We start from the raw sequence: 24,627 nt of genomic DNA, 5'->3' as shown, positions 1-24,627 counted from the left end.
TATTCGATTTTTTCTTGGCAGATTTTTAAGAAAAGAGTGATTTCTATTAGAAAAAACACTCTTTTATAAAGGAGTAAACCTAACAAAAAACAAAATTAACTCTCTTTTAATAAATTGAGCAAGTGATGCAGACCGTATTTCACAGCGCGCTTTCGAATGCCCGACCGGCTTCCTGTAAACATCCATTCAAACACGTCTGTATGGTCTTTCGTAGATAGCCCGATGAACACTTTTCCGACAGGCTGTCCCTCGTGGGTATCAGGGCCTGCTACACCCGTAAAACTAATGCCAATATCACTTCCCGCGAGCTTTCTAGCACCTTCAGCAAGCTCTAGAGCACACTCTTTGCTGACAGCACCATGAGAAGACAACGTTTCCTCCCGGCAGCCAAGCACCTGCTGTTTGACTTGATTTGTATAACAAACGACACTGCCGCTTAAAATCGACGATGCACCTTCAAGATCTGTCAGCCATTCAGAAAACATTCCGCCAGTCAGGCTCTCAGCCGCTGCCACTGTTTTCCCGTGTTCGTGCAAGGCCTTGGAAGCTTCACGGACTAGTGATGTATCACCATACCCGTAGAAGTACTCACCTACCCGCGCTAAAATTTTCGCTTCTGTTTCTTTTAACAGACGCTCCGTTTCTTTTTCATCCTCATGCTTAGCCGTGAGCCTAAGTGTCACTTCACCGTCAGATGCGAGAGGTGCAATCGTTGGGTTGGTTTGAGCATCAATTAAATCTTCTAGGTCTGTTTCAAGCTGTGATTCACCGATTCCGAAGAAGCGGAGAACAACAGACACGATTTTTTCCTTTAAACCCAGTTTCTCAGAAATCAGCGGCTTCGCCTCGTTCTCAAACATCGGATGCAGTTCACTTGGCGGTCCAGGAAGCAACATATAAAATGTATCGTCTTCTTGAATAAACATACCTGGGGCCATCCCAAACCGGTTTACGAGCACATCAGATCCTTCTAGAACGAGTGCCTGCTTACGGTTATTCGGCGACATGTCTCGTCCAGTCTTTCGAAAGTAGTCTTGAATGGATTCAAATGCTTCTTCATTTAGCACGAGCTCTTTTCCGAGCGTACTCGCAATGGTTTCTTTTGTTAAATCATCTTTGGTTGGTCCAAGACCACCTGAGAAGATAATAAAATTCGATCTTTCCTGCGCCACTTGAATGGCCCTTTTTAAACGCTCTGGATTGTCACCAACTGCTGTGTGGTAATAAACATTCACACCAATTTCAGCTAGCTGTTTGCTGATAAATTGTGCATTCGTATTCGTAATTTGCCCTAGCAAAAGTTCGGACCCGACTGCAATAATTTCTGCTTTTCTCTCTGACTTCAAAGCGTACACGTCCTTTTTAGTTAGAATTCTTTAAAGCTTCCCAGTTTTTTGCAAAGTAATCCCAGCCTGACACAACAGTGAAGAACACTGCTACCCACATCGCAAGGTCACCAAACGGGAATGATACAAGTTCAAATGGCAGGTTATGCAATAGAAGTGCTGAAATCGCAATGATTTGCGCCCATGTTTTCACTTTTCCAAGCATATTAGCTGCTACCACTTCACCGCCTCCGGCTAATACAAGCCTTAGACCGGTTACAGCAAATTCACGGCTAATGATCACAATCGCCATCCATGCCGGTGTGAGGTTGTATTGAACAAGTATAATTAAAGCAGCTGAAACAAGCAATTTATCTGCAAGCGGATCTAAAAATTTACCAAAGTTTGTCACTAAGTTAAGTTTACGCGCATAGTACCCATCAATCCAGTCAGTTGTCGAAGCGACAATAAACAGGATTGCTCCAACAAGATGCGTCACTTCGATGCTGACGTGACCAAAACGCGCAACACCCCAATCTAAAGGTGCAAGCATAATGATCATAAAAACAGGGATCAAGGCGATCCTAGAAAGAGTTATTTTATTCGGTAAGTTAAACATGAAATTCAATCCTCCAATAAGCCATTTTTTTATGTATATATAATAGTAGGAACAAAAGAAAAGTCATCTACTTGCTTAAGATGACTTTTCCTTTCCTTTATTCACAATCACAATGTTTTGTGTCATAGTGTTTTTAGGGTCTAATTCGTACTTAAGCGTTTCGTCATTCACCTTGATATCAATTCCAGTCGCATTGCCTAGACGGATATCGACCTGAGAGAGCTCAGACAAGTCTGTTTTAAACGATTCGCCATCTTTTAGTTCACCCATCTTCAGCACTTTTCCAGATTCGTCTCTGACGCGCAGCCATGAAGCTTTTGTTGCAGAAATGATTAACTCCATCTCATCTGCACCTGACACTTCATACGTTGTCGTTGAGCCTTCCGTATTCGTTGCCTTCAAAGAGACCGTTTCATCGTCTTTGGATGAATCCTTTGATGAGTCATCTTTTTTAGATGATTTTTCTTGATCATCTGACGAAGCTTTTTCTTTTTTCTTTTGATCCTTTGCGAGAGATGAATCCTCAGATACTTCATATTTAGATTCTGACTGCTGAGGAGCCGCCTGATTGTTCTTCTGCCCGCTATCATGATTGACCGCCTGCACAATTACATAAATGATCGCGATGACCACAAGGACGCCTCCAATAATCAAGATGGTCGGCAGCAGCTCAAGCACCTTCGAGGCAGGCTTTGGCAGCTCTCTTTGCGGCTTAATATTTGATAATTTATCAGATACTTCATCGTTATACGTGCTCGGTACATCTTTACGAAATTCTTCGAACAATTGTTCAGGATTTAGTCCAACGGCTTCGGCATATTGTTTAATAAACGCTCTGACGTAAAATTTACCTGGAATAATATCATAGTTTCCTTGTTCGATTGCTAGCAAGTAGCGCTTTTGGATTTTGGTCACCGTCTGAAGATCCTCCAGCGACATCCCTTTTTCCTCTCTGGCCTCAATGAGCCGTTTTCCCAATTCAGTCAAAACAAACACCTACCATTACCATATTAAAAATCGAAGCCAGAAAAACCAGAATGATCAAACACTTGTGGTTCTTCAGCGTGCTCATATGTAATCTCTTCATCTGCACTATTACGCAATTCAATGATATAGTCGAAATCATCCATTGTATATTCTGAATTTTGAATAAAGATGTCTGGATGCTCAACCACCTTCGTTGCCGGCAGTCTCATAATTTCTCTTAAAAGCTGCAAGTGCTTCTCAGAACCTCTTCGCGTCGACACAATCCCATCAATAATAAAGACGTTATCTGGGCTGTATTCATCCGCAATCAGCTGACTTCGGATCGTCTGTTTCAAAAGAGTGGACGATACAAAAAGCCATCTCTTGCTGGCACATACACTTGAAGCCACAATTGATTCTGTCTTTCCGACACGCGGCATCCCGCGAATCCCAATCAATTTATGTCCTTCTTTTTTAAATAGTTCAGCCATAAAATCAACAAGAAGACCAAGCTCGTCCCTTTCAAAACGGAACGTCTTTTTGTCATCCGCATCACGCTGAATATATCTGCCGTGACGAACCGCTAAGCGGTCACGAAGTTTTGGCTGTCTTAATTTCGTTACTTTTATCGTTTCCATTGTATTTAAAATTGATTCAAGGCGCTTAATTTGATCTGTGTGGTCACAGCGCAAAAGCATTCCGCGTCTTGATACATCAACACCATTAATTGTCACAATATTAATTGAAAGCATCCCCATTAGAGAAGAAATGTCTCCTAATAGTCCGGGACGGTTTACCTGTATCTCATATTCAAAATACCATTCGAGCTTTGCCAAATGATATTACCCCCTTCATTGTGGCAAATTTTTACCTTCCTTTATCATAAAGCATTTTCACATTTTTAGAAAGCACAATGTTGCTAAACGGTTAAAATAAAAAGAGAGGCACAAACGACCCCTCTTTTTGTTTAGTGCGAGCTATTATTTTCAACCAGCTTGACCATCATATTGGCAATAGCGCGCTGCTCATCTTCTGATGCAACGCTCCAAAGGTCAGCAAGTACTCTTTCTTGCTCGTTCTTTGCTTCAACTTCGTTAGCTAAATATCCGCCAATTTCATACGCAAGGTTATTGATGGTATCATCTTTTAAACCTTTATCCTGCGCATGATTTAAACGGTCACCTAAAAAGTTTTTCCAATGGTCCCAGTTCTCAAGTACTGACATGTCGATTCCTCCATTCGAAAAGATGAATTACAGCCATAGCTTTTGTCATGGAGAGACGAATTATACACGTTTTTTAACAGTACCAGCCGCCATTAACGGATAAAATTTGACCTGTCATATAACTTGACTGCTTTGAGGCGAGAAACCAAATGACATTTGCAATCTCCTCAGGTGATGCAAGCCGGCCAAGCGGGATTTCTTCCTCAAGCATTGCAATATCTTCTTGTGTGAAGCTTTTCATCATGTCTGTACGGACAGCACCTGGCGAAACAGCATTTGCTCTAATTCCACTTGGGGCAAGCTCTTTTGCCAGACCTTTAATAAACGCATTTTGCGCCCCCTTCACCATGCTGTACAGCACTTCACACGATGCACCTGTTTCTCCCCATATCGAGCTTACTACAACAATATGACCTGCTTTTTTTTGAATCATGGCTGGCAATAGGTGTTGGGTGAGCTCATATGGACTTGTGACATGCAGCTGCACCATACTGGCTAATACATCTTTTTCTGTATCTGTCACTAATCCGACATGACTTTTACCGCTATTTAATACAAGAATATCTGGGGATACAGGCAGACGGCTGACGAGCTCATCTGCTCCGCCCATTTTAGCTAAATCCGCTTGAACGACGTGCGTCTGAATATGACTTGTTTCTTCCAGCTGAGCGGCAAGCTGCACGGCTGCCTGTTCATTTTTGTGATAATGGAGCATCACGTGGCAGCCTTCATGGGCAAGCTTTTTGGCTGCCGCCTGCCCAATCCCGCCACTGGCACCTGTTATCAGCGCCCAACGACTCATCACATGGATTCCTACTTTCTATTTGAAATATCTATTCTTTTCGTTTAAATGGGAACCAGTTAGCTGATCCGAACAATTTCACCATCACAGGTACGAACAATGGTAGCACAACGAGTGCGTACAGCAAAAGTCCTGTTAGAACAAGTGTTGCTATCTGCAGGAGAGACAGCACTCCTGAAGGAAGCATTGCTGCAAAGGTTCCTGCCAAAATAACAGCAGCAGACATAATGACAGAGCCCATATTCTTCATTGATTCGGTCATAGCAAACTGAATGTCTTTTGTTTTGTATTCATTGAACCGCTCCATTAAGAAAATCGAATAATCGACTCCGAGCGCCATTAATATGACAAATCCAAAGAATGGAACAGCCCAGTTAATGCCCGGGTATCCGAAGAAATGGGTGAAAATAAATTCTGTCATCCCGATAGCTGTAAAGTAAGTCAAAATAAGTGAACCTACCAAGTACAGCGGCATAACAAGCGAACGGAACAGGATCACCAGGATGAGGAAAATACCGATCATCATGTAAAGAACCGTCTTATTGAAATCTTGGTCTGACAGCTGTTTTAAATCAGCGTTCATACTTGATACACCTGAAACGCCGAATGATGCATCTTTTAGGTTCGTTTCAGGAAGTGCCCGCTCGACAGAAGCTTCTACTTGTTTGATCGTCGACAGGGCTTCATTGCCATATGGATTTTTTTCTAAAATGACATCAATTTTTGTCATCTTGCGGTCATCCGACATGTATGAATCAAATACTTGCTTGAATGCTTTATTTTTCAGCACGTCTTTTGGGATAAACCAGCCGGCCATGTCTTGATCTGGTGCATTTTTCAGTTCGTCTAAGTAGTCACCTGCACCCATTAACCCGCTTGAAATTTTCTCCAGTCCACTTGCGCTTTTGTTCAGCCCATCTGTCAGCTTGGTCAGGTCATCACCAAAGCCGCCAATCTTTTCTTTCATTTGTTTTTGACCATCAATCACTTTGCCAGCTCCATTTGCAAGCTTCGGCATATTATCAGCTAACTGTCCTTGACCTTTAGACGTTTGATCAAGTCCAGTTTCAATTGCGTCTAAGCCAGCAATGAGCTCATCGATTTGACTCGTCAAGACTTTCTGCTGCTCTGAAGCTTTTGCGATAAAGGCATCCGCTGCTTCAAGCTGTTTTTTGGCTTCTTTTGCTTGTTTGGCATAGCTGTCTGCCTGTTTCGCCCCTTCTTGCAAGGTCGTAGAAAGTTCATTATATGAAGCTTTGATGGCTTGATACGATTGATTTTCTTTTACCTGCGGAATTTGTTTTTCGAGTGTACTAAATTGTTGATTTGCTTGTGTGATTAATGCTTTTACATCCGCTGCGGCAGAGGATGACGTATCAACTTGCGCTAATGCTGCCTTTAATTCTTTGGAAATGCTTTTATATAGCGCAACTTGCTGATTCACTTGTGCGACTTGAGCCGTTAATTCCTTTTTCGCACTTTTAATTTTTTCTTTAATCTCTGCTACACCGTTTTTGTTTTGATCGATTCCGCTTTGCAGTTTTCTTAACATTTTCTCGACATTTTGAATGCCTGTTTGTACTGATTCAGTGCCAGAAATCAGCTGGTTAATGCCTTTTCCAGATGATTTGATCTGCGGCGTTTGATCTTCAATAGATTTACTCATTGTCGTCAGTGCATCTTGGATTTTTTTCAAGCCTTCATTGCTTTTATCAAGTCCGGTATTCAGCTCTTTGGCTTGTGATTTCACGTACAGATCACTCAGCCCTTTACCGACAGGACGTGTCGCACTTCTCACTTTACTTACGCCATCTGTTTGTTCAATTGCACGGCTGAGTTTTTCAACAGCAATCAGCCCTTTATTGTTGTCTAACAGATCAGCTGATTTGACGACAATCGTTGCCGGCAGTGCTTCTCCTGGCCCAAATTTGTCAGAAATGGTATTGAATGCATTGACTGATTCGTATTTATTACCGATTTCATCTAAGCTGTTATACGAAAGCGTTCCTTTATACATGAGAATGGGCGGAAGCGTAATGATTCCTACGATTAATAAACTGAAAAGTGGTTTTTTAAATGAAAAGCGTCCTGCTGTTTCCCACATTTTTGACTGCGGATGAGCAATATCACCTTTAATCGGCCAAAATAACACTTTTCCTAAAACCGCCATAAAGAACGGAACAATCGTGAGAAGCGCCACAATCAGCACAGCGACACCAACTGCTACTGCAACAGCTGATTTATAGAGCTGGAATTGCGCCAGGCCTATACAGGTAAAACCGATTAGCACAGCAATTCCGCTGAATAAAACGGTCTTTCCTGCTGTTTTATACGTAATCAGAATCGCCTCAATTTTATCTTTACCGTGTGCGATCTCTTCTTTAAAGCGACTGAGAAGCAGAATGCAGTAGTCCGTTCCTATTCCAAACATGATCGCGACCATGAAAATTTGGGTAAAGGTCGAGAGCGGGAAGTCGAGATATTTAACTAAATAAGCCACGATGGATTGACTCACCAAGTAAGACAGAGCTACTGCGACTAATGGTACGAAAGGCGCCACAGCTGATCTAAAGACAAGGACAAGAACGATGAGAATAAACCCAATCGTAATGAACTCTGTTTTCTTCAGACCTTCTTGCGAGCTTGTGATCACATCATCATCAATTAACGGCTGTCCTGTCATTTCAAATGTTAGGTTTAAGCTCTTCAGCTTTTCATTGACTTTTTCTTTAAAATCGGAAGCTTTGATTTTGTTTGAGTCATATGTAACTGGAACAAGGAGCGTCGTGCGATCTTTAGAGAGCATCTGTTTTTTGATATCTTTGTTGGCGTCAAAATAAGAAGTGATATCTTCTACATGTAGATCATGATCCTTTTCTAAAATCTCCATTGCCTTTTTTAAAGATGTTTCTCTTTCTTTGACGATGTTCTTTTCTTGAAAGACAATGACGATTGATTTTTCTGTATCACCGTTTTCAGACATTTTCTTTAATAACTGATTTGCATATGAGGACGGATAGCCGTCTGGTACTGAAATTTGCCCTTTTTCTTTTGTTAATTGCGCCATATTAGGAGCGGTGATGAGTAACACTGCCGCTAATACGATCCATAGAATCGTGATCAGCCATCTACCCTTTATGATTGCTCTCATTAGTACTTTGTGCCTCCTCTTCGATGATCACTTGATAGATCTTTTCATATGTTTGAATAAATGATTCCATTTCTTTTTCTTCCAACTTTTCAAAATAAGATCGAACTAGATCCTGAAGCTGCTTTTCCATTCGGCTGACCACATCTTTGCCCTCTGGCGTAACGTACAGGTGAACATTTCTTCGATCGGCTTGATCGTGCTCACGGACAATATAGTTTTTCGTAAAAAGACGATTTGTCATGGAGGTTACCGCACTTTTGTTCACATTACATACATTTGCAAGGTCAGTTGATGTACATCCAGGATGTAAATTGATGTATCGAAGCGAGTAATACTGATCAAGCGTCAGCTCTTTATCAAGCTTTTCCGTGATCATACCCGATACCTTTTTTTCCATCATGAGATAGACGTCTGCATATCTCTGAATGAGCTGTGCAATTTTATTTTGTTCCATACGCTGCTCCTTTTTAGTTTAAGTGTTTAACTATTAAAGAGTTTAACTAACGAACAAATTGATTGTCAATGAAAATTCACACAATTAACATGCTTTTATCAATTAGACATAAAAAAGACAAACTCATTTGATCTGAGTTTGTCTTTTTTTATTTATTTTGTTTTCGGGACGACTTTGAAAACGGACATCCGTTCTTCATCAATTTCTTCCTCTAAAATTTGCTGAATGTCGGCTAATTGGATTTGTTCCAGCATGGTCACGACATCAAATAAGCTCATGTCTAAAAATGCATATCGAGTGAATTGGTTCGCAATGTATTCGGGAGAGTTCATGGCTTTTAAAAAGCTGCCGATTTTCTTCTTGCGCGCGAGCTCAATTTTTTCTTCTGACATCAAGTTCTTTGCTTGAAGAAGTGTTTCTTTTAATACTTTTGCCAGTTGATCAGGATCATTTGTATCTCCGCCAACTGACGTGAAGCCAAAGCCGCCTTCTTCCGTATAATCGTAGCTGAAGGTCTCATCAATTAAGCCTTTTTCATACATTTGTTCATATTGTAAAGAGCTTTTACCAAACAGCGTCTCTAAAATGAGATTCATCCCGAGCTCATGTTTTAGCAGCTCATTTCCTTTTTTATGAGGATTCTTTGTTTTCAACCCGAACATACATTTCGAGCCTTGTACGTTCATTGGAAGTTCGTATTCTTTTCGGTACACACCTTCAGGCTCATTGATGTCTTTTCGTTTGATCTCTGGCTGGTCTGTAAATGGCTTTTTCGCCTGATTCGCTCTGACTTGATCTAATATTTGCTTTGGATCAACGGGACCGACAACAAATAGAAGCATATTGCTCGGGTGATAGAACGTTTCATAGCATTCATACAAATGATCTTTTGTAATCGGAGCAATACTTTCTACTGTTCCAGCAATATCAATTCTCACGGGATGCTCTTGATATAGATTTTCAATCAGACCGAAGAATAAACGCCAGTCCGGATTATCATCATACATGTTAATCTCTTGACCAATGATGCCCTTTTCTTTTTCGACCGTTTTTTCAGTAAAATAAGGCTCTTGAACAAAATCAATGAGCGTCTCAAGATTTTGTTCGACATTTGAGGTGCTTGAGAATAAGTAAGCTGTTCTCGTAAATGTCGTAAAAGCATTTGCGGATGCTCCTTGTTTGCTAAATGTATGAAATACGTCTCCATCTTCTTTTTCAAACAGTTTATGCTCTAAGAAATGGGCAATTCCGTCAGGCACTCGAATCATGTCTTCTTTGCCAAGCGGCACAAATTCGTTATCGACAGAGCCATATTTGGTTGTAAAAGTCGCATAGGTTTTGTTAAACCCTTGCTTTGGGAGCACATAAACGTCAAGTCCGCTCTCCATTTTTTCGTGATAGACCGTTTCTTGCAGCTGGTCGAATTGAATTGTTTTCACTGTCATGAAGCACCCTCCGTTCCTTTAAGAAAATAGGTCGTATCCCATTCGATTTTCTGACCCACTTTGATGATGTCCTCTTTTGTCACTCGGTCAAGTGCTTGTAAAAAGGAATCAAGCGTTTCTCCTGTTGGCACAACGGCATGCTGATACAGGTATTCTGCTGTCCCATAAGATGTATCGATCGTTTCAAGTAGCTGATTTTTGACGACAGCCTTTGTTTGGTCAATCGCTTCATCTGAAAAATCACCCTTTTGCATCGCTTCAAATTGTTCTTTAATAATGTCTACTGCCTGCTGGTAGTTGCCGACTTCAATTCCTGACATGACCATCATCAAGCCTTTAAAGCTCTCAAGTCTAGACACAGCGTAGTACGCAAGACTTGCTTTTTCCCGAACATTGATGAATAGCTTCGAATGCGAGAAGCCGCCAAATATGCCATTAAACAAATGCAGCGCCGGATAATCTTCATCTGCAATCGTCGTATGCGTGCGAAAGCCGATATTCAGCTTGCCTTGCTTCACGTCCTCTTCATCAATGACTTCTTTTGCTTCTTTTTGCGTTCTTGTTGAGTCAGCGTGTTGTTTGACCGGTTCTCTATCACTTGTTTTGAAGTATTGAGAGACCATTCGTCTGATGTCTTGTTCGTCAACATCTCCCACAACATAAAGATCAAGCTGATTCGATTGAAGCGCATGCTCATAAGCTTCAAAAAGCGAGTGAGCTGTGATCGTTTCGATATCTTCCATTTCTCCATTGACGTGCAGTGCATATGGTTCACCTTTGCACATTTCCTGCACAAGCCTTAAGTTCGAGTAACGCATTTTATCATCATACACTGCTTGAATTCGCTGTTTTAAAGTACGTTTTTCTTGATCTACATATAATTGACTAAACGCTCCATCTTCAACATACGGATGGAATAGTAGATCAGATAGTAAAGCAATTCCTTTTTCTAGTAAAGGTGTTTGATCCTTTAAATATTTTTCATTCGCCATTTCCAGGCGGAAGGTAATGATGTGATTCTCCCCTTTTTTCGCCATGTCTGCTGAAACAGTAGCACCATAAAGCTCATCAAAATAAGCACGCAATTCTCCTGTTTTCGGCATTTTTTCTGTTCCTCTTAACAGCACATGCGGGAAAAGTGAACGCATGGTGACGTCATCTTTCGATAGAGGCGCAAGCATTTTAAAAAGGATTGTGACCGTTTTAAATTTTTCTGTTTTGACAATATGAGTATGAAGACCAGGTGTGTCTAGTGTCTTCTCTTGTAAGTACGTCATGAGAAACCTCCTTTGTTCATCCTATTTATTATGTATTAGAACATAGCTGATATATACGTGAAACAGCCATTTAATAGACATTATATCAATCAGAGGAAAGGATAGGAAATAAAAACGCCTCTGCTATGAGCAGAGGCGCCGGTCGTTATTTCATTCTAAAAGGCCACCAATTCCATTTTCCAAAAATACGAACCATGACCGGAATAAAGAGAGGTAATACAACAAACGCATATAATAAAAGTCCAATGAGTATGACCGTTGCAATTTCAACAAGTGATAATACACCAGACGGCAGCATGGCGGCGAAGGTCCCCGCTAATATCGCGACTGCTGAAATAATGACAGAACCCATATTTCTCATCGCTGATATCATTGATGCTTGCACATGCTCTCCCTTCCATTCATTAAAGCGATCCATTAGGAAGATCGAATAATCAATGCCAAGGGTGACAAGAATGACAAAGCTGAAAAATGGGACAGCCCAGCTAAGACCGTCGTAGCCAAAAAATGTTTTGAAGATCCATTCTGTTAATCCGACGGAAGTAAAATACGTTAAAATGAGTGAAAGTGTTAAGTATATCGGCATGACGATTGACCGTAATAATATAATTAAAATGATAAAGATGCCAACTAACATGAAAATGACCGTTCGAATAAAGTCACCGTCAGATGTTTCTTTTAAATCTACATTTAAACTTGAGATACCAGACACACCGTAATTTGCATTCTTTAACCCGCTGACAGGTAAATATTGATCAAGGGTGTCCTCAATTTTGGCAACGCCTTTCATCGCTTCATTGCTGTATGGATTCACATTTAAAATAACTTCTAAGGTTGTTAATTTACGATCTGGAGACATATACGTTTTAAAGATTTGCTTAAATTCATGGCGTTTCAGCACTTCTTCTGGAATAAACCAGCCCGTTATTTCTTCATCTGGCGCTTGCTGAAGCTGCTTTAAATAGCCGTCCGCCTCGGTGAAGCCGCTTTTGACCTGCTCGAGCCCTTCAATACTTTCACCTAATCCATCTGTTAATAATGTAAGTTTTGATGAGAGCTGATTAAATCCTTTTTTGATGGCTTTTTGTCCGCCTGTCAGTTGATCTGCGCCATCTTCAATTTTAGGCATTTCTTTAATCAATTGTTTTTGTCCTTCATTTGTTTGTTCAAGACCGTCATAAATTTGATCGAGCCCGTCCATGAGTGCTTGCACTTGGCGTTTTACGTCTTTTTGCTTGCTTGATAAGGTTTGAATTACTTGATTTGCTTTTTTGATCTTTTGTTTAAAGTGAGAGGCTTCCTCTTCATACACACTCATTTGGTCCCCAGCTTGATCAAGCATTTCTTTTGTGTCTTTGAATACTTTCTTGATTTCTTTATATTCATCCATATCTTTTACTTCTGGAAGCCGTTTTTCAAGTGCTTCAAACGATACATTTTCATAGGAATTTTTTACTTTTTTAATGGTGGTCATCAGCTGCTGATTGGATTTCGCATGACGTTCCAGCGTACTCACCATTCGCTTAAGCTCTTGAATCATCGCTTCACTGCTGCGATATTCTTGCTCTAATTCCTTTTTCGCTTCTTTGATTTTACTTCGGATGGTCCCGACGCCATCTTTACTGCGCCTTACCCCATCTTCTAAAGAGATCAAGGACTCCCTTACTTCTCCAATTCCGCTTTTGATCGCTTTTGTTCCATCAATCAGCTGGTCAATGCCTTTAGCGGATTCTTGAATTTTTGGTTTTTGTTTGAGAAGGGCAAGATTTGTTTCGGTCAGGCCATCTGAAATTTTCCCGATTCCTTCGTGGCCTTTGCCAAGTTCTCCTCCCAGCTCTTTTGCTTGAGAGGTGACGTAAAGCTGACTTAGCCCGTCTCCAACAGGCCTAGTGACACTGCGGACTGTTTTTACTTCGTCAATGTCATTTAATTTACGGGTCAGTTTTTCAATCATGACAATCTTTTCTTGGTTATCTAACTTATTGTCACTTTCAACAAGTACATTCAGGGGCAGCGCTTCCCCAAAGCCAAATTGCTCTGATATCGTATTAAATGCAGACACTGATTCATACTTTGTCCCAATCTCATTTAAGCTGTTATAAGAAAGAGTTCCGTCATACATCAAAATAGGAGGCACAGTAATTAGTGCAACTAAACCTAAACTGATCAGCGGCCTTTTAAATGAAAAACGCCCAGCCCATTCCCACATTTTACTTTGCGGGTGGCGAATGTTTTCTCTTTTAGATGGCCAAAAAAGGGATTTTCCGAAAACAGACATAAAAAAGGGAACGATGGTGACTAGGGCAATCAGCAGTATGCCAACTCCAACAGCAACACTAACGGCTGATTGATACAATTGAAATTTGGCAAACCCAATGCTTGAGAAGCCGACTAACACGGCTAAGCCACTGAAAAAGACCGTTTTCCCTGCACATTTATATGTGATGATAATCGACTCTTTGACATCACGACCTTGTCCGATCTCTTCTTTAAAACGGCTTAACAGCAAAATACAATAATCTGTTCCTATACCGAACATAATAGCTACCATAAAAATCTGAGTAAAATTAGATAGAGGAAATTGCATATATTCTACTAGAAAAGCCACAATACACCGGCTGACGGCATAAGAAATGCCGATTGTAATGAGCGGAACAACAGGTGCCAAAATCGATCTGAAAACAATGATTAAAATAAAGAAAATAAAAATCATCGTAATAAGTTCAGTTTTCTTCAGACCTTGTTGAGAGCTTTTAATGACATCTGAATCCACAAATTTTTGACCCGTCATTTCATATGAGACATGATAGGGCTTTAAAACTTCCTCAATTTGTTCTTTAATCTTCACAGCTTTTGTTTCGTAGTGGTCGAATTTGAATGGAACAAGAAGTGTACTTTTATCCTTTGATAAAAGTTGTTTTTGAATGTCCGGATCTACATGAAAATACGAAGTAATTCCGTCAATGTGGAGGTCTGGGGCATGAGTCATGAGTGCAGATAAAGCCTTTTTTAATTCCTGCTCTTTCTCAGGGAACAGATGTTGTTCGGAGAATACAATGACACCCGTATCTTTTTTCCCGTTATGATCTGATAGCTTATCCAATAAGTGAAGTGCCTCAGCTGTTGGTGTCCCCTCCGGAACCTTTAATTGCCCTTTTTCTCTTGTTAATTCCTCTAAATTAGGCGCAGTAATAAACAGAATCACAGCTGTTATCATCCACACCACTAATACAATCCATCTTGCTTTAATTATTTGCAACATAGCTGCTTCAAGCTCCTTCTAGTTCATCAATCAATTTGCTGTATTTGAGCGTGTCTGAAGTGCTGACTGCGTCTCCTTCAACGTGCTAATGGCAGGATGACCTATTCAATTGTCTTTTCGTGTTGAAGAAACACATATTCATCATCAGCACGCGAGCTCAATTTCTGCCTGAAGAAAGACAGAAAATGAATGTTTTTGAACACCTCCTATTTGGGATAATTTAAAAGATATTACTATACATTAGTTTAACTATCAAAATTTTACATGTCAATTTATAAAAAAGAAAAAAGATGGCAAAATACCGTCTTTTTTCTAGATTAAACCGTTTTTAATTGTTCACTTTCATCCTTTTCATCTGGCTGGATGAAGAAGAGGACCAAAAATAGTGAAATAAGACTGCAAATGGTCGAGAGAATAAAAACGATGGAGTCCCCTTTATCCATGAGATAGGCGTAAATCGGAGGTCCTAAAGCGACACCGATAAAACGCATACTGCTGTAAAATGACGTAATGGTTCCGCACTGCTCTTTTTCGATTCCTTCTGTAATCAGGGCATCAAGTGCAGGCAGTACAATACCGATGCCAACACCGCCAACGCTTAAACAGATAAACAATACGTAAAAGCTGTGATTCCACCATAAAAACATATAGGAAAGTGATAACAAGGCCATGCCTACGATTATAAAGATTCTCATTTTCCCTTTTTCTTTTCCAATCGTTTTCCCAGCAATGTATGAACTGATGGATAGAAAAAGGAGCGGGATACTAAGCAGGAGCCCTTTTTTGACACCCTTAATTTGATAAGCTGCCTCTAGGTTATCAGATAAGTAAAAAAGCACACCAAAAAGAAGAAACATAATAAAACCGCCAATTGCAAAAATGGCATAAAGCCAGCGTCCCTCATGCTTAAAAATGGTCTTTGTTGATTTTAAAAATTCTTTGAATGTAGGCGGGTCCTCCTCTTTTTTCGCGGACTCTACCATGAACAGTACCATGAGAAAGCTGATGATTGAAAAGAACGGAATAAACCAAAACGGCACAAACCAAAACCATGAAGCCAGAAGCGCCCCAATAATCGGGCTTAATACCTTTCCAGCTGTGTTAGAGGTTTCGATGGCGCCAAGTCCCGCACTTACTTCTTCATCATCATGAAACAAATCTCCTATAAACGGCATCACGACAGGTGCTGCCCCGGCTGAGCCAACACCTTGAAGGACCCTTCCAAATAGAATCCACATGTAGGGTTCTTTCATGATCGTTGAGGCAACTGCTGCCACAGCCCCACCAAGACCTGCGATTAACAGACACGGCAGGAGTACCTTTTTACGCCCGATTCGGTCCGATAAATAGCCGGCGATTGGAATACATAAGATCGCTACAACAGAGTATACCGTAATAATGAGGGAGACTTGAAAGGAAGTGATGGAGAGTGTCTTTTCTATCTCTGGCAATACAGGTATTAACATCGAGTTCCCAAGTGTCATGATTAGAGGCACTGATGATAATGCAATAATATTCTTTTTACTGACTGTTTTCTCGCCCAACATCATTCACCCAATTCTATATACTGTTACGTATTAGTGTGGCAAGTTTTACGGGTATTATGTATGGGCAAACAAAAAGCAACCGCTTCTGGAAGCGACTGCTTGTTAAAATCGTTTACGTATCACATGAAAGCTGAATTTATCCGCTCGAAAATAATTAAGCGAGTATAAGACCGGCTGATCATCCTGATCATAGTGCATTTGTTTCAGTAATAATAATGCTGTTTCAGGGTCACATTCGAGTATCGGTGAAACCTGATCGTGGTAGCCGATTGGTTCGATGTCAGCAACTGCATATTTAATCCCGCTGTGTGGTTCTCTTCCAAACAGCTCAAAAAGAGACTCTTCTTCATGTGTAAAAGAAGCGGGAAGATGCTTGACCGGAATTTTATCTAAACAATATACCACTGGCTGTCCATCTGCCGTTCGAACGCGTTCCATTGAAAAAATCTCATCAGATTCATCACACTGAAAACGAATCACATCATTCTCTGTTGGCTCCCCTTCTTGCGAGGATAAAAAGATGGTACCAGGCGTCATATTGACCTGCTCGATCATTTTCGTGACACTTGCCAGCTGTTCTATGCCTGTTGAAAAGAGTGGTCTAGAGTTGACGAACGTTCCCACACCATGCCTTCTAATTAAATACTTCTCTTCTTCTAATACACGAAGGGCTTCACGCAGTGTCGCTCTGCTCACGCCTAAAAGCTTTGAGAGCTCAAACTCAGAAGGCAGCTTTTCTTTTTCTGCATATACGCCTGTTTGTATATCTTCTTTAATACGGTCAATCACTTTCAAATATAAATGGCGATTGTCTGTTTTGGTCGACATGTTTTCCCTCCGTCTAATCAATGCAAATGATAAGATGAGAAATCTCTATTCCGAGATAAGTTGAACACAACTATATCATGTTTTTGCAAATAAATAAATAGTCTGACTTCCAGTTAACATAATCATACTATCGTTTACTTCTTTTTTAGGAAAGCTCTCTTCGATTTATGAAGAGAGCTCGTCATATTGTTCTTTTGAGAGCAGGACTTCTCTCGGTTTACTTCCTTCATAAGGGCCGACAACGCCTCGCTCTTCCATTGCGTCAATCAGGCGGGCCGCTCGGGTATAGCCGATGCGGAATCTTCTTTGAAGCATAGAGACAGAAGCCGTCTGCATGCCGATGATGAGTTCCACTGCTTCATCATATAAATCGTCATCCACAGCTGTAAGCTGATCCTGCGTTTCTTCAGTTGGAATCATTTCTTCTTGATATTGTGCTTTTTGCTGGGTGATCACATGATCAACGACATGCTCCACTTCTTCATCTGATAAAAAGGCGCCTTGCACACGAACCGGTTTGTTTGCACCTACCGGTAGAAACAGCATATCCCCTCTGCCCAGCAGTTTTTCTGCGCCACCCATATCAAGGATCGTCCTTGAATCTGTTTGCGAGGACACGCTAAAGGCGATGCGAGATGGGATGTTGGCTTTAATGACACCTGTAATGACATCGACAGAAGGTCTTTGTGTAGCAATAATTAAATGAATCCCGGCAGCACGAGCCATTTGCGAAAGTCTTGTAATGGAATCTTCTACATCAGAGGAAGCGACCATCATTAAATCTGCAAGCTCGTCTACAATGACGACAATATAAGGAAGTTCTGGCTGTTTGGCCTCTTCTGATTGATTCATACGTTTAATGTAATCATTGTATCCTTCAATATTTCTTGTCCCCGTATGAGAAAATAATTCATAGCGGCGCTCCATTTCGCTGACTACTTTTTTAAGTGCCTGTGAGGCTTTCTTAGGGTCCGTTACAACGGGAGCGAGCAGATGCGGAATGCCATTATACACATTTAGTTCAACCATTTTCGGATCAATCATCATCATTTTCACTTCATGAGGTTTCGCTCTCATGAGAATACTTGTGATAATACCATTGATGCACACACTTTTTCCGCTTCCAGTCGAGCCTGCTACAAGTAAATGCGGCATTTTGTTCATTTCAGCCAGCACAGCTTCACCGGAAATATTTCGGCCCAGTCCAATCAGCAGCTTGGCGTTTGGACGGTCATTTTGCTTTGATTCTAATACCTCTTTTAAAGAAACCATCGCGATTTCTGCATTAGGAACCTCAATACCGATGGCTGATTTACCAGGAATCGGCGCCTCAATCCGAATGTCTTTTGCTGCGAGAGCAAGGGCTAAGTCATCACTTAGATTGACGATCTTACTTACCTTCACGCCGACATCTGGATAGACTTCATATTTGGTGACCGCCGGTCCTAAGTGGACCTGTGTAACTTTTGCTTTTACACCAAAGCTTTGAAACGTTTTTTCAAGCTTTCTTGCATTTTCGTATATATTTTTCTTGTCTGTTTGCTGCCCTGAGTGCTGCGGCTCTGCCAAAATATCAAGTGACGGCAATTCGTAATCTTTGTTTTCAAGTTCAGTAAATGTCATCGGCGGCGCCTCTTTTGGTTCATCAGCAGAATCTGATGGAACCGGTGCACTTTGCACAGACTCTTGAAGAGGCTCTGTCTCTTTTGCCACCTGCTCTTTTTGAACGAGCGGGGTGAGAATGTCATCTCTGTCAGCAAAGCTTGAGATAATCGGCTGGCTATTGTCAGAAACCGGCGTTTCCTCTTCGATCAAGATCTGATCATCATCGTCCTCTTCCTGAATACGAGACCGTTTTTTCTTTTCACCAGTTTTTTGAGGGGGCGCGCTCTTTTTCGCCTGCCTGATTCCTTTCATATCTTCAACAAACGCTTTCCACTGCTTCACCATAAATTGTGAGACAGGCAGTGTCACTTTTTTCACCATTTCTTGAAGAGAACGATTTGTAATCAGCACAATTCCAATCAGCATCAGAACGATTGCCATAATTTGAGAGCCTGCTTGTGCAAATAAGAAATAAGAAGCAGCAAATAATACGGCACCGATCATGCCGCCTCCTAAATCAGGCGACCCAGTCTCACCTTTCATGTCCATCAAGAAAAGCTCAAATGTATTTCTCATCACACTTTGAGAGCCTATCGCGCCCGCAGATGAGAGGTGCTGAAAGAGCTTCACATGAGACAAAAGCAAGATACTCGCAATGATGCAGTATAGTCCTGCTTTTCTCCTTGTCAACATATCTGGGATTTGTTTTTTCCAGAAGATGGTCACGCCAAAAAGAAATAATCCGATAAGGCAGAGAATGAACCATTCACCTGCAAAGAATCGGAATAAATGTACGAAGGTTTGTCCAACGACGCCTAGCTGTAAAATGGCAATGATCGCTATGGCAATACAGACTAACCCATTTAATTCATATTTCAGTTTTAGCTGTTTATTTTGTTTTTTTCTCGTTTTCCGTTTTCTCTTTTTAGCCATACTCATCACCTTACTACGAAAGAAAATATAACCTACCGAAAGATCAGAAAGAAAGCAGCCTGGTTTTGGCTGCATCTTGTTGTAAGTTTTCCCTTTATTATAGCATAGAATCATTCATATGAGTCGGTTTGATTGGTGCCTAATTGTAACTTCAATCGCTTGCCTGGTGCAAGCTCTTGATTCAGAAAGTCCATTGGATTGGTACTCATGACTTGAACAATTTCTGCTTCATCCTCTTTCAATTCAACCATTACTGGCACGCCTTGGATGTTTACCTGTTGAAGTTTGCGATCTCCTTGTTCCTCCGCGTAAATGGCTTCATATGGCATAGGTGTATATAAAATCATTGGATCAGCCCCTCATTTTGAGATGCCCTGTCTCCAATCAGTTCGTTCAACTTTTTAATCGCTTGTCCTACGCCGCCTACTTCATTCATGAGTCCGTATTCTGCTGCCTCATGACCAACAACATTTGTTCCAATGTCTCTTGTCAAATTGCCTTTTGAGAACATGAGCTCTTTAAACTTCTCTTCTGTAATATTGGAGTGGCTTGTTACAAAGTTAATGACTCTTTCCTGCATTTTATCTAAGTATTCAAAGGTTTGCGGGACACCAATCACTAGACCAGTTAAACGCACAGGATGAATGGTCATCGTGGCTGTTTCTGCAATATAGGAATAGTCACACGATACAGCAATCGGGACACCAATAGAGTGGCCGCCGCCAAGTACAATCGATACAGTCGGTTTCGATAAAGATGCAAGCATTTCTGCAATCGCTAGTCCCGCTTCAACATCGCCGCCTACTGTATTTAAGATGATCAAAAGACCTTCAATTTTCGGGTTTTGTTCAACTGCGACGATTTGCGGAATGACATGTTCGTATTTGGTTGTTTTATTTTGTGGCGGAAGCTGCATGTGGCCTTCAATTTGTCCAATAATGGTAAGGCAATGTATATTTGTATCTTGCGGCAGCTGTGGTATGGCTGTTTCACCAAGCTGCTGTATTTTGCTCATAATGCTGTCTTTTTCTTCTGGCTTTCGCTCAGGCTGCTGTTCATTCTTTTCGTCCATTTGTCTCCATCCTTTCCTCAAACTCTCCTTCTATTATGAACAAGAAGGCCGTATTCAATCCGCATTCCTAGCGCCACATCAAAAAAGCCCAAAGAGCTTATGCTCCTTGGGCTTTCTCATCACACTTCCATAATAATTGGAATGATCATCGGCTTACGTTTTGTTTTTTCATATAGGAATTGATTGAGTACATCGCGCATGGATTGTTTCAATGTTGACCATTCAACAATTGAGTTTTCCGTTTGCTCTTTGACAATTCCTTTGACCATTTCTGTCGCTTTTACAATCAGCTCTTCGGATTCTCTGACATACACAAATCCTCTTGTGATGATTTCAGGTCCAGAAATTAATTGTTTCTTTTGTTTATCAAGCGTAATAACGACAATTAAGATACCATCTTGAGACAATAGGCGTCTATCGCGTAACACAATGTTCCCGATATCACCAACGCCAAGACCATCGATCAAAATATTGCCTTGGTGAACTTTTTCACCGATTTTTACGTTCTGTCCTCTAAACTCCACAACATCCCCTTTATCAATCAAGAAAATGTCACTTCGTTTCATTCCCACTTCTTCAGCAATACGAGAATGTGCTTTTTGCATACGATATTCGCCATTCACGGGAATCAAATACTTCGGCTTTAGTAAGTTCAGCATCAGCTTTAACTCTTCTTGGCAGCCGTGTCCAGAGACATGTACACGTTTTTGCGCAAAAATGACTTGTGCGCCGCTTCTTGTGAGGAAATCCACTGTTTTTGAATATGTGAGTTCTTGTCCTGGAAGAGGTGTAGATGCAATCACAACAGTGTCATCTTTTTCAATATGAAGCTGTTTGTGATTTTGTTTTGCCATTTTTGTTAAAGCAGCAAGAGGCTCTCCGTGGCTTCCAGCTGTGAGGACGACCACATCGTTTTTCGCCATTTTCTTCACTTCTTGAACTGGTACAAATAATTCTTCGTCTGCTGTGACATAACCAAGTTTGATCGCCAGCTGAAGAATCGTCATCATATTCTTCCCTGCTACGGCAAGCTTACGGCCATTTTGATTCGCTGCATTAATGATCTGCTGCACGCGGTTAATGTTCGATGAAGATACAGCGACAATTACTCGATTTTCAGCATTGTACATCGCATTTGAGATTTCGTCTTGGACGAGCGCCTCAGAAGGTGTATAACCTGGTTTTTCAGCATTGGCACTGTCTGAAAGTAGTGCTAATACGCCATTGTTTCCAATTTTCGCAATCTCTCCGATGTCACAGGCTTGGTTAAGCGCTGGGGTTTGATCAAATTTAAAATCACCTGTGCATACGATTGAACCAAGAGAGGTTTTGAAGCTGATCCCAACTGAATCAGGGATGCTGTGATTCGTTCTAAAGAATGATACCTTTGTTGTTTCAAACGTAATGACTGATTTCGCATGTACCTCACGTAAATCAGCTTTTTGATTGAAGCCATACTGCTTTAATTTTTCTCGAAGTAACGCAAGGGTCAGCTTCGTTCCGTAAACTGGTACAGACAATTTGCTTAAGCAATGGAATACGCCTCCGATTGCTTCATCATGTCCGTGGGTAAGAAAAATTGCTTTCACCCGATCAGCACGTTCTGTTAAATAAGAGATATCAGGAATAACGACGTCAATGCCTAGCATTTCGTTTTCTGGATGCATCAAGCCTGCATCTACCACATATATGTCGGAATCAATTTCAATGACATATAGGTTTTTCCCGATTTCTCCAACGCCTCCCAGTGCAATAATTCTTACGTTCTCTGTATTTTTCTTTTTCAAAATTCTTATCCTCCTAGTCTCAAGCCCGTCCATCATCGCTTAATGCTATTATAACTGAATCTAATTTTAGAAAACAAGATGAAGTCACATTTTAAGAAAGTGTTTATGTATAAAAAACGGTCATACTCAGGGACATCTGAGAATGACCGCTTACGAAATCTTTTGTTTTGATCAGCTGTTTAAGACGCTGCTTAAATCCAGTCTCTCTTCTTCTGACAAAGGTAAAAGCGGAAGACGAACAGATCCGACATCTAGTCCTTTCAGCTGAAGAGCTGTTTTGACAGGCGTTGGATTTGGCGCTGTGAAAAGCTGTTTCATGATTGGGAGCAGCTTTTGATGGATCAATGCGGCATTGGCCGTTTGACCTGAAGCATAGCTTTTCAGCATTTGCTGCATATCAAGCCCTACGATATGAGACGCCACAGAGACCACTCCTTTTGCACCAACAGATACAGCTGGAAGTGTTAAGCTGTCGTCACCTGAATATACATCGAAATCTTCTGGTGTCTCTGCAATGATTTTTGTCATGGCATCAAGATCACCGCTTGCTTCTTTGATCGCGACAATGTTAGGTATTTGCGCAAGTTTAATGGTTGTTTCTGGGGCTAATGACGCAACCGTTCTCCCTGGTACATTGTAAAGCATGACAGGAAGAGATGTAGACTCGGCAATGGCTTTAAAGTGTGCATACATGCCTTCCTGTGATGGCTTGTTGTAGTAAGGTACGACAAGCATCACTGCATCAACGCCCGCTTCTTCTGCTTTTTTCGTTAGTTTGATAGACGCATTTGTATTATTACTGCCTGTTCCTGCAATGATTTTACAACGACCATTTGCTAATTTCACCGATTGCTGAAAAAGAGCGACTTTTTCTTCAGTCGATAAAGTTGGCGATTCGCCTGTTGTCCCTGCAACGACTAAAGAGTCACTGCCGTTTTTTAATAAGTAATCAATGAGAATTGATAGCTTTTGGAAATCAATGTTGCCCTTTTTATCAAAAGGTGTAATCATAGCTGTTGCGATATTTCCGAAATTCATTTTTTTCACCTCATCATGATTCAATCACATTTATCTTGAAAGTTCAAACACTTCGTGCAGGGCATTGACAGCCGCTCTCATGTTTTCTTCGTTCACTAGCACCCAAATGGTCGTATGGCTGTCAGCCGATTGTAAAATCGGAATGTTTTGCTCGGATAGAGCCGATACAATTTTAGATGTGACACCTGGTACACCCATGATGCCTGCGCCAACAGCTGATACTTTTGCACAATTTGTTGTCACAATTGGCGTATAGCCAAGATCTTTTAGGATCGATGTTGCCTTTTCAGTCATTGCACCTGTCACTGTATACACAATCTCACTCGGTGTAATGTTGAAGAAGTCGACACTGATTTGTGCGTTAGCCATAGCCTTGAAGACCTCTGTTTGGACGCTGTACTGCCCTTCTTTTGCCGGGACCTTGATTTGCGTCACATCATTGACATGTGCAATACCCGTAATGAGGCGGTCGTACACATCATGGCTCATTTTATCTGAGTAGTGTGACGTGACGAGTGTGCCCTCATCATCAGAGTATGTTGAACGGACCCTCATTGGTACTTTTGCTTGCATCGCAATTTCGACAGCTCTCGGGTGAATGACTTTCGCCCCTTGATATGCAAGGTTGCAAATTTCCGTATATGTCACGACTCTGAGCGGCTTTGCATTTTCAACAATGCGGGGATCTGCTGTCATGACGCCTTCTACATCTGTAAAAATATCAATGAAGTCTGCCTGTAATGCAGCACCTAAAGCAGCTGCGGACGTATCACTGCCGCCTCGTCCGATTGTGGTCACGTCCCCATTTTTCGCAGCTCCTTGGAACCCAGCAACAACGACAACATCATGTTCAGACAGTGCCGCCTCGAGACGTTCACACTTCATATCAATAATTTTCGCACTCGTATGCTCCTTATCTGTCACAAAGCCCGCCTGTGCGCCTGTCATTGCTACAGCCTTTAGCCCGTTTTCATTCAGCATACTTGAAAACACAACAGCTGAAATATTCTCTCCGCAGGAAACGAGCAAGTCTTTTTCTCGATTTGTCATATGCTGCGCGCTGCCATAAAGCAGACCAAGCAGCGTATCTGTCGCATAAGGGTCGCCTTTTCGTCCCATTGCGGAAACGACGACAACCGACTTATAGCCTTTCTCTTTTGCCGATAAGATATGTGCAAGTGCCCTTTTTCTACCTTGATCATCTTTGACAGATGTACCGCCAAATTTTTGGACAATTATTTTCACTGTTTTCACTCCAAGTTCATTCTGACGTAACAGAAGAGAGCAGGCG

General features: G+C 41.3%; 19 protein-coding genes. All 19 read right to left on the bottom strand.

Features of this window, described 5'->3' with window-relative positions:
* Window positions 1-95: 95 nt before the first annotated feature.
* On the bottom strand, window positions 96-1,346 hold the full coding sequence (locus C6344_RS03860; protein ID WP_060596326.1) for a competence/damage-inducible protein A: 1,251 nt from the start codon (window positions 1,344-1,346) through the stop codon (window positions 96-98).
* Between the two features lie 16 nt (window positions 1,347-1,362).
* Entirely contained in the window at window positions 1,363-1,944 is a 582-nt protein-coding gene (gene pgsA, locus C6344_RS03855) for a CDP-diacylglycerol--glycerol-3-phosphate 3-phosphatidyltransferase (RefSeq protein WP_066030887.1), read from the bottom strand.
* Between the two features lie 75 nt (window positions 1,945-2,019).
* Window positions 2,020-2,931 carry a helix-turn-helix domain-containing protein gene (locus tag C6344_RS03850; protein WP_106038724.1) on the bottom strand — a complete coding sequence of 304 codons (912 nt, stop codon included), beginning with the start codon at window positions 2,929-2,931 and terminating at the stop codon, window positions 2,020-2,022.
* 23 nt (window positions 2,932-2,954) lie between these two features.
* Window positions 2,955-3,746 (bottom strand): DUF3388 domain-containing protein, encoded by a 792-nt coding sequence (locus tag C6344_RS03845; RefSeq protein ID WP_003211480.1) that lies wholly within the window; start codon window positions 3,744-3,746, stop codon window positions 2,955-2,957.
* Between the two features lie 131 nt (window positions 3,747-3,877).
* Window positions 3,878-4,135 carry a DUF3243 domain-containing protein gene (locus C6344_RS03840; protein ID WP_003211590.1) on the bottom strand — a complete coding sequence of 86 codons (258 nt, stop codon included), beginning with the start codon at window positions 4,133-4,135 and terminating at the stop codon, window positions 3,878-3,880.
* A 73-nt stretch (window positions 4,136-4,208) separates the two neighbouring features.
* A complete protein-coding gene (gene ymfI, locus C6344_RS03835; RefSeq protein WP_106038725.1) occupies window positions 4,209-4,937 on the bottom strand; it encodes an elongation factor P 5-aminopentanone reductase in 729 nt (242 codons plus the stop codon).
* A gap of 31 nt (window positions 4,938-4,968) precedes the next feature.
* The gene (locus tag C6344_RS03830) at window positions 4,969-8,088 is read right to left on the bottom strand and encodes an MMPL family transporter (protein ID WP_060596318.1); all 3,120 of its coding nucleotides are present in this window, start codon (window positions 8,086-8,088) and stop codon (window positions 4,969-4,971) included.
* Complete coding sequence (locus C6344_RS03825) at window positions 8,066-8,542, bottom strand: MarR family winged helix-turn-helix transcriptional regulator (protein WP_060596316.1); 477 nt, start codon at window positions 8,540-8,542, stop codon at window positions 8,066-8,068. The genes C6344_RS03830 and C6344_RS03825 overlap by 23 nt, the downstream gene beginning before the upstream one ends.
* Window positions 8,543-8,694: 152 nt before the next feature.
* Window positions 8,695-9,987, bottom strand: a complete 1,293-nt coding sequence (yfmH, locus tag C6344_RS03820) for an EF-P 5-aminopentanol modification-associated protein YfmH (protein WP_106072727.1) — start codon at window positions 9,985-9,987, stop codon at window positions 8,695-8,697.
* On the bottom strand, window positions 9,984-11,264 hold the full coding sequence (gene yfmF / locus C6344_RS03815) for an EF-P 5-aminopentanol modification-associated protein YfmF (RefSeq protein WP_106072726.1): 1,281 nt from the start codon (window positions 11,262-11,264) through the stop codon (window positions 9,984-9,986). Before yfmF ends, yfmH begins: the two co-directional genes overlap by 4 nt.
* A gap of 145 nt (window positions 11,265-11,409) precedes the next feature.
* A complete protein-coding gene (locus tag C6344_RS03810; protein ID WP_106047801.1) occupies window positions 11,410-14,526 on the bottom strand; it encodes an MMPL family transporter in 3,117 nt (1,038 codons plus the stop codon).
* Window positions 14,527-14,843: 317 nt separating this feature from the next.
* Window positions 14,844-16,073 carry a bacillibactin exporter BcbE gene (bcbE, locus tag C6344_RS03805; RefSeq protein ID WP_223250456.1) on the bottom strand — a complete coding sequence of 410 codons (1,230 nt, stop codon included), beginning with the start codon at window positions 16,071-16,073 and terminating at the stop codon, window positions 14,844-14,846.
* Window positions 16,074-16,175: 102 nt separating this feature from the next.
* Entirely contained in the window at window positions 16,176-16,901 is a 726-nt protein-coding gene (locus C6344_RS03800) for a GntR family transcriptional regulator (protein WP_060596309.1), read from the bottom strand.
* A 165-nt stretch (window positions 16,902-17,066) separates the two neighbouring features.
* Window positions 17,067-19,439 carry an FtsK/SpoIIIE family DNA translocase gene (locus C6344_RS03795; RefSeq protein ID WP_106072725.1) on the bottom strand — a complete coding sequence of 791 codons (2,373 nt, stop codon included), beginning with the start codon at window positions 19,437-19,439 and terminating at the stop codon, window positions 17,067-17,069.
* A gap of 110 nt (window positions 19,440-19,549) precedes the next feature.
* Window positions 19,550-19,786, bottom strand: coding sequence for a YlzJ-like family protein (locus C6344_RS03790; protein WP_066030893.1), 237 nt, complete (start codon window positions 19,784-19,786; stop codon window positions 19,550-19,552).
* Complete coding sequence (locus tag C6344_RS03785) at window positions 19,783-20,511, bottom strand: ClpP family protease (RefSeq protein WP_034662249.1); 729 nt, start codon at window positions 20,509-20,511, stop codon at window positions 19,783-19,785. Before C6344_RS03785 ends, C6344_RS03790 begins: the two co-directional genes overlap by 4 nt.
* Window positions 20,512-20,630: 119 nt before the next feature.
* Complete coding sequence (gene rnjB, locus C6344_RS03780; protein WP_060596304.1) at window positions 20,631-22,298, bottom strand: ribonuclease J2; 1,668 nt, start codon at window positions 22,296-22,298, stop codon at window positions 20,631-20,633.
* A 171-nt stretch (window positions 22,299-22,469) separates the two neighbouring features.
* Window positions 22,470-23,336, bottom strand: a complete 867-nt coding sequence (dapA, locus tag C6344_RS03775; RefSeq protein ID WP_044142095.1) for a 4-hydroxy-tetrahydrodipicolinate synthase — start codon at window positions 23,334-23,336, stop codon at window positions 22,470-22,472.
* A gap of 30 nt (window positions 23,337-23,366) precedes the next feature.
* On the bottom strand, window positions 23,367-24,581 hold the full coding sequence (gene dapG / locus C6344_RS03770; protein WP_034662253.1) for an aspartate kinase: 1,215 nt from the start codon (window positions 24,579-24,581) through the stop codon (window positions 23,367-23,369).
* Window positions 24,582-24,627: the final 46 nt, after the last annotated feature.

The sequence above is a fragment of the Bacillus sp. GBSW19 genome, assembly GCF_002998655.1.
Lineage (GTDB): Bacteria > Bacillota > Bacilli > Bacillales > Bacillaceae > Bacillus.
The sequence above is the reverse complement of the archived record's forward strand: the minus strand, read 5'-3'. Positions and strand labels throughout refer to the sequence as shown.

Excerpts from the sequence above, each read along its gene's own strand:
- pgsA (WP_066030887.1), bottom strand. The coding sequence starts at position 1,944 with ATGTTTAACTTACCGAATAAAATAACTCTTTCTAGGATCGCCTTGATC.
- C6344_RS03840 (WP_003211590.1), bottom strand. The coding sequence starts at position 4,135 with ATGTCAGTACTTGAGAACTGGGACCATTGGAAAAACTTTTTAGGTGAC.
- ymfI (WP_106038725.1), bottom strand. The coding sequence starts at position 4,937 with ATGAGTCGTTGGGCGCTGATAACAGGTGCCAGTGGCGGGATTGGGCAG.
- C6344_RS03830 (WP_060596318.1), bottom strand. The coding sequence starts at position 8,088 with ATGAGAGCAATCATAAAGGGTAGATGGCTGATCACGATTCTATGGATC.
- C6344_RS03825 (WP_060596316.1), bottom strand. The coding sequence starts at position 8,542 with ATGGAACAAAATAAAATTGCACAGCTCATTCAGAGATATGCAGACGTC.
- yfmH (WP_106072727.1), bottom strand. The coding sequence starts at position 9,987 with ATGACAGTGAAAACAATTCAATTCGACCAGCTGCAAGAAACGGTCTAT.
- yfmF (WP_106072726.1), bottom strand. The coding sequence starts at position 11,264 with ATGACGTACTTACAAGAGAAGACACTAGACACACCTGGTCTTCATACT.
- C6344_RS03810 (WP_106047801.1), bottom strand. The coding sequence starts at position 14,526 with ATGTTGCAAATAATTAAAGCAAGATGGATTGTATTAGTGGTGTGGATG.
- bcbE (WP_223250456.1), bottom strand. The coding sequence starts at position 16,073 with ATGTTGGGCGAGAAAACAGTCAGTAAAAAGAATATTATTGCATTATCA.
- C6344_RS03800 (WP_060596309.1), bottom strand. The coding sequence starts at position 16,901 with ATGTCGACCAAAACAGACAATCGCCATTTATATTTGAAAGTGATTGAC.
- C6344_RS03795 (WP_106072725.1), bottom strand. The coding sequence starts at position 19,439 with ATGGCTAAAAAGAGAAAACGGAAAACGAGAAAAAAACAAAATAAACAG.
- C6344_RS03790 (WP_066030893.1), bottom strand. The coding sequence starts at position 19,786 with ATGATTTTATATACACCTATGCCATATGAAGCCATTTACGCGGAGGAA.
- C6344_RS03785 (WP_034662249.1), bottom strand. The coding sequence starts at position 20,511 with ATGGACGAAAAGAATGAACAGCAGCCTGAGCGAAAGCCAGAAGAAAAA.
- dapA (WP_044142095.1), bottom strand. The coding sequence starts at position 23,336 with ATGAATTTCGGAAATATCGCAACAGCTATGATTACACCTTTTGATAAA.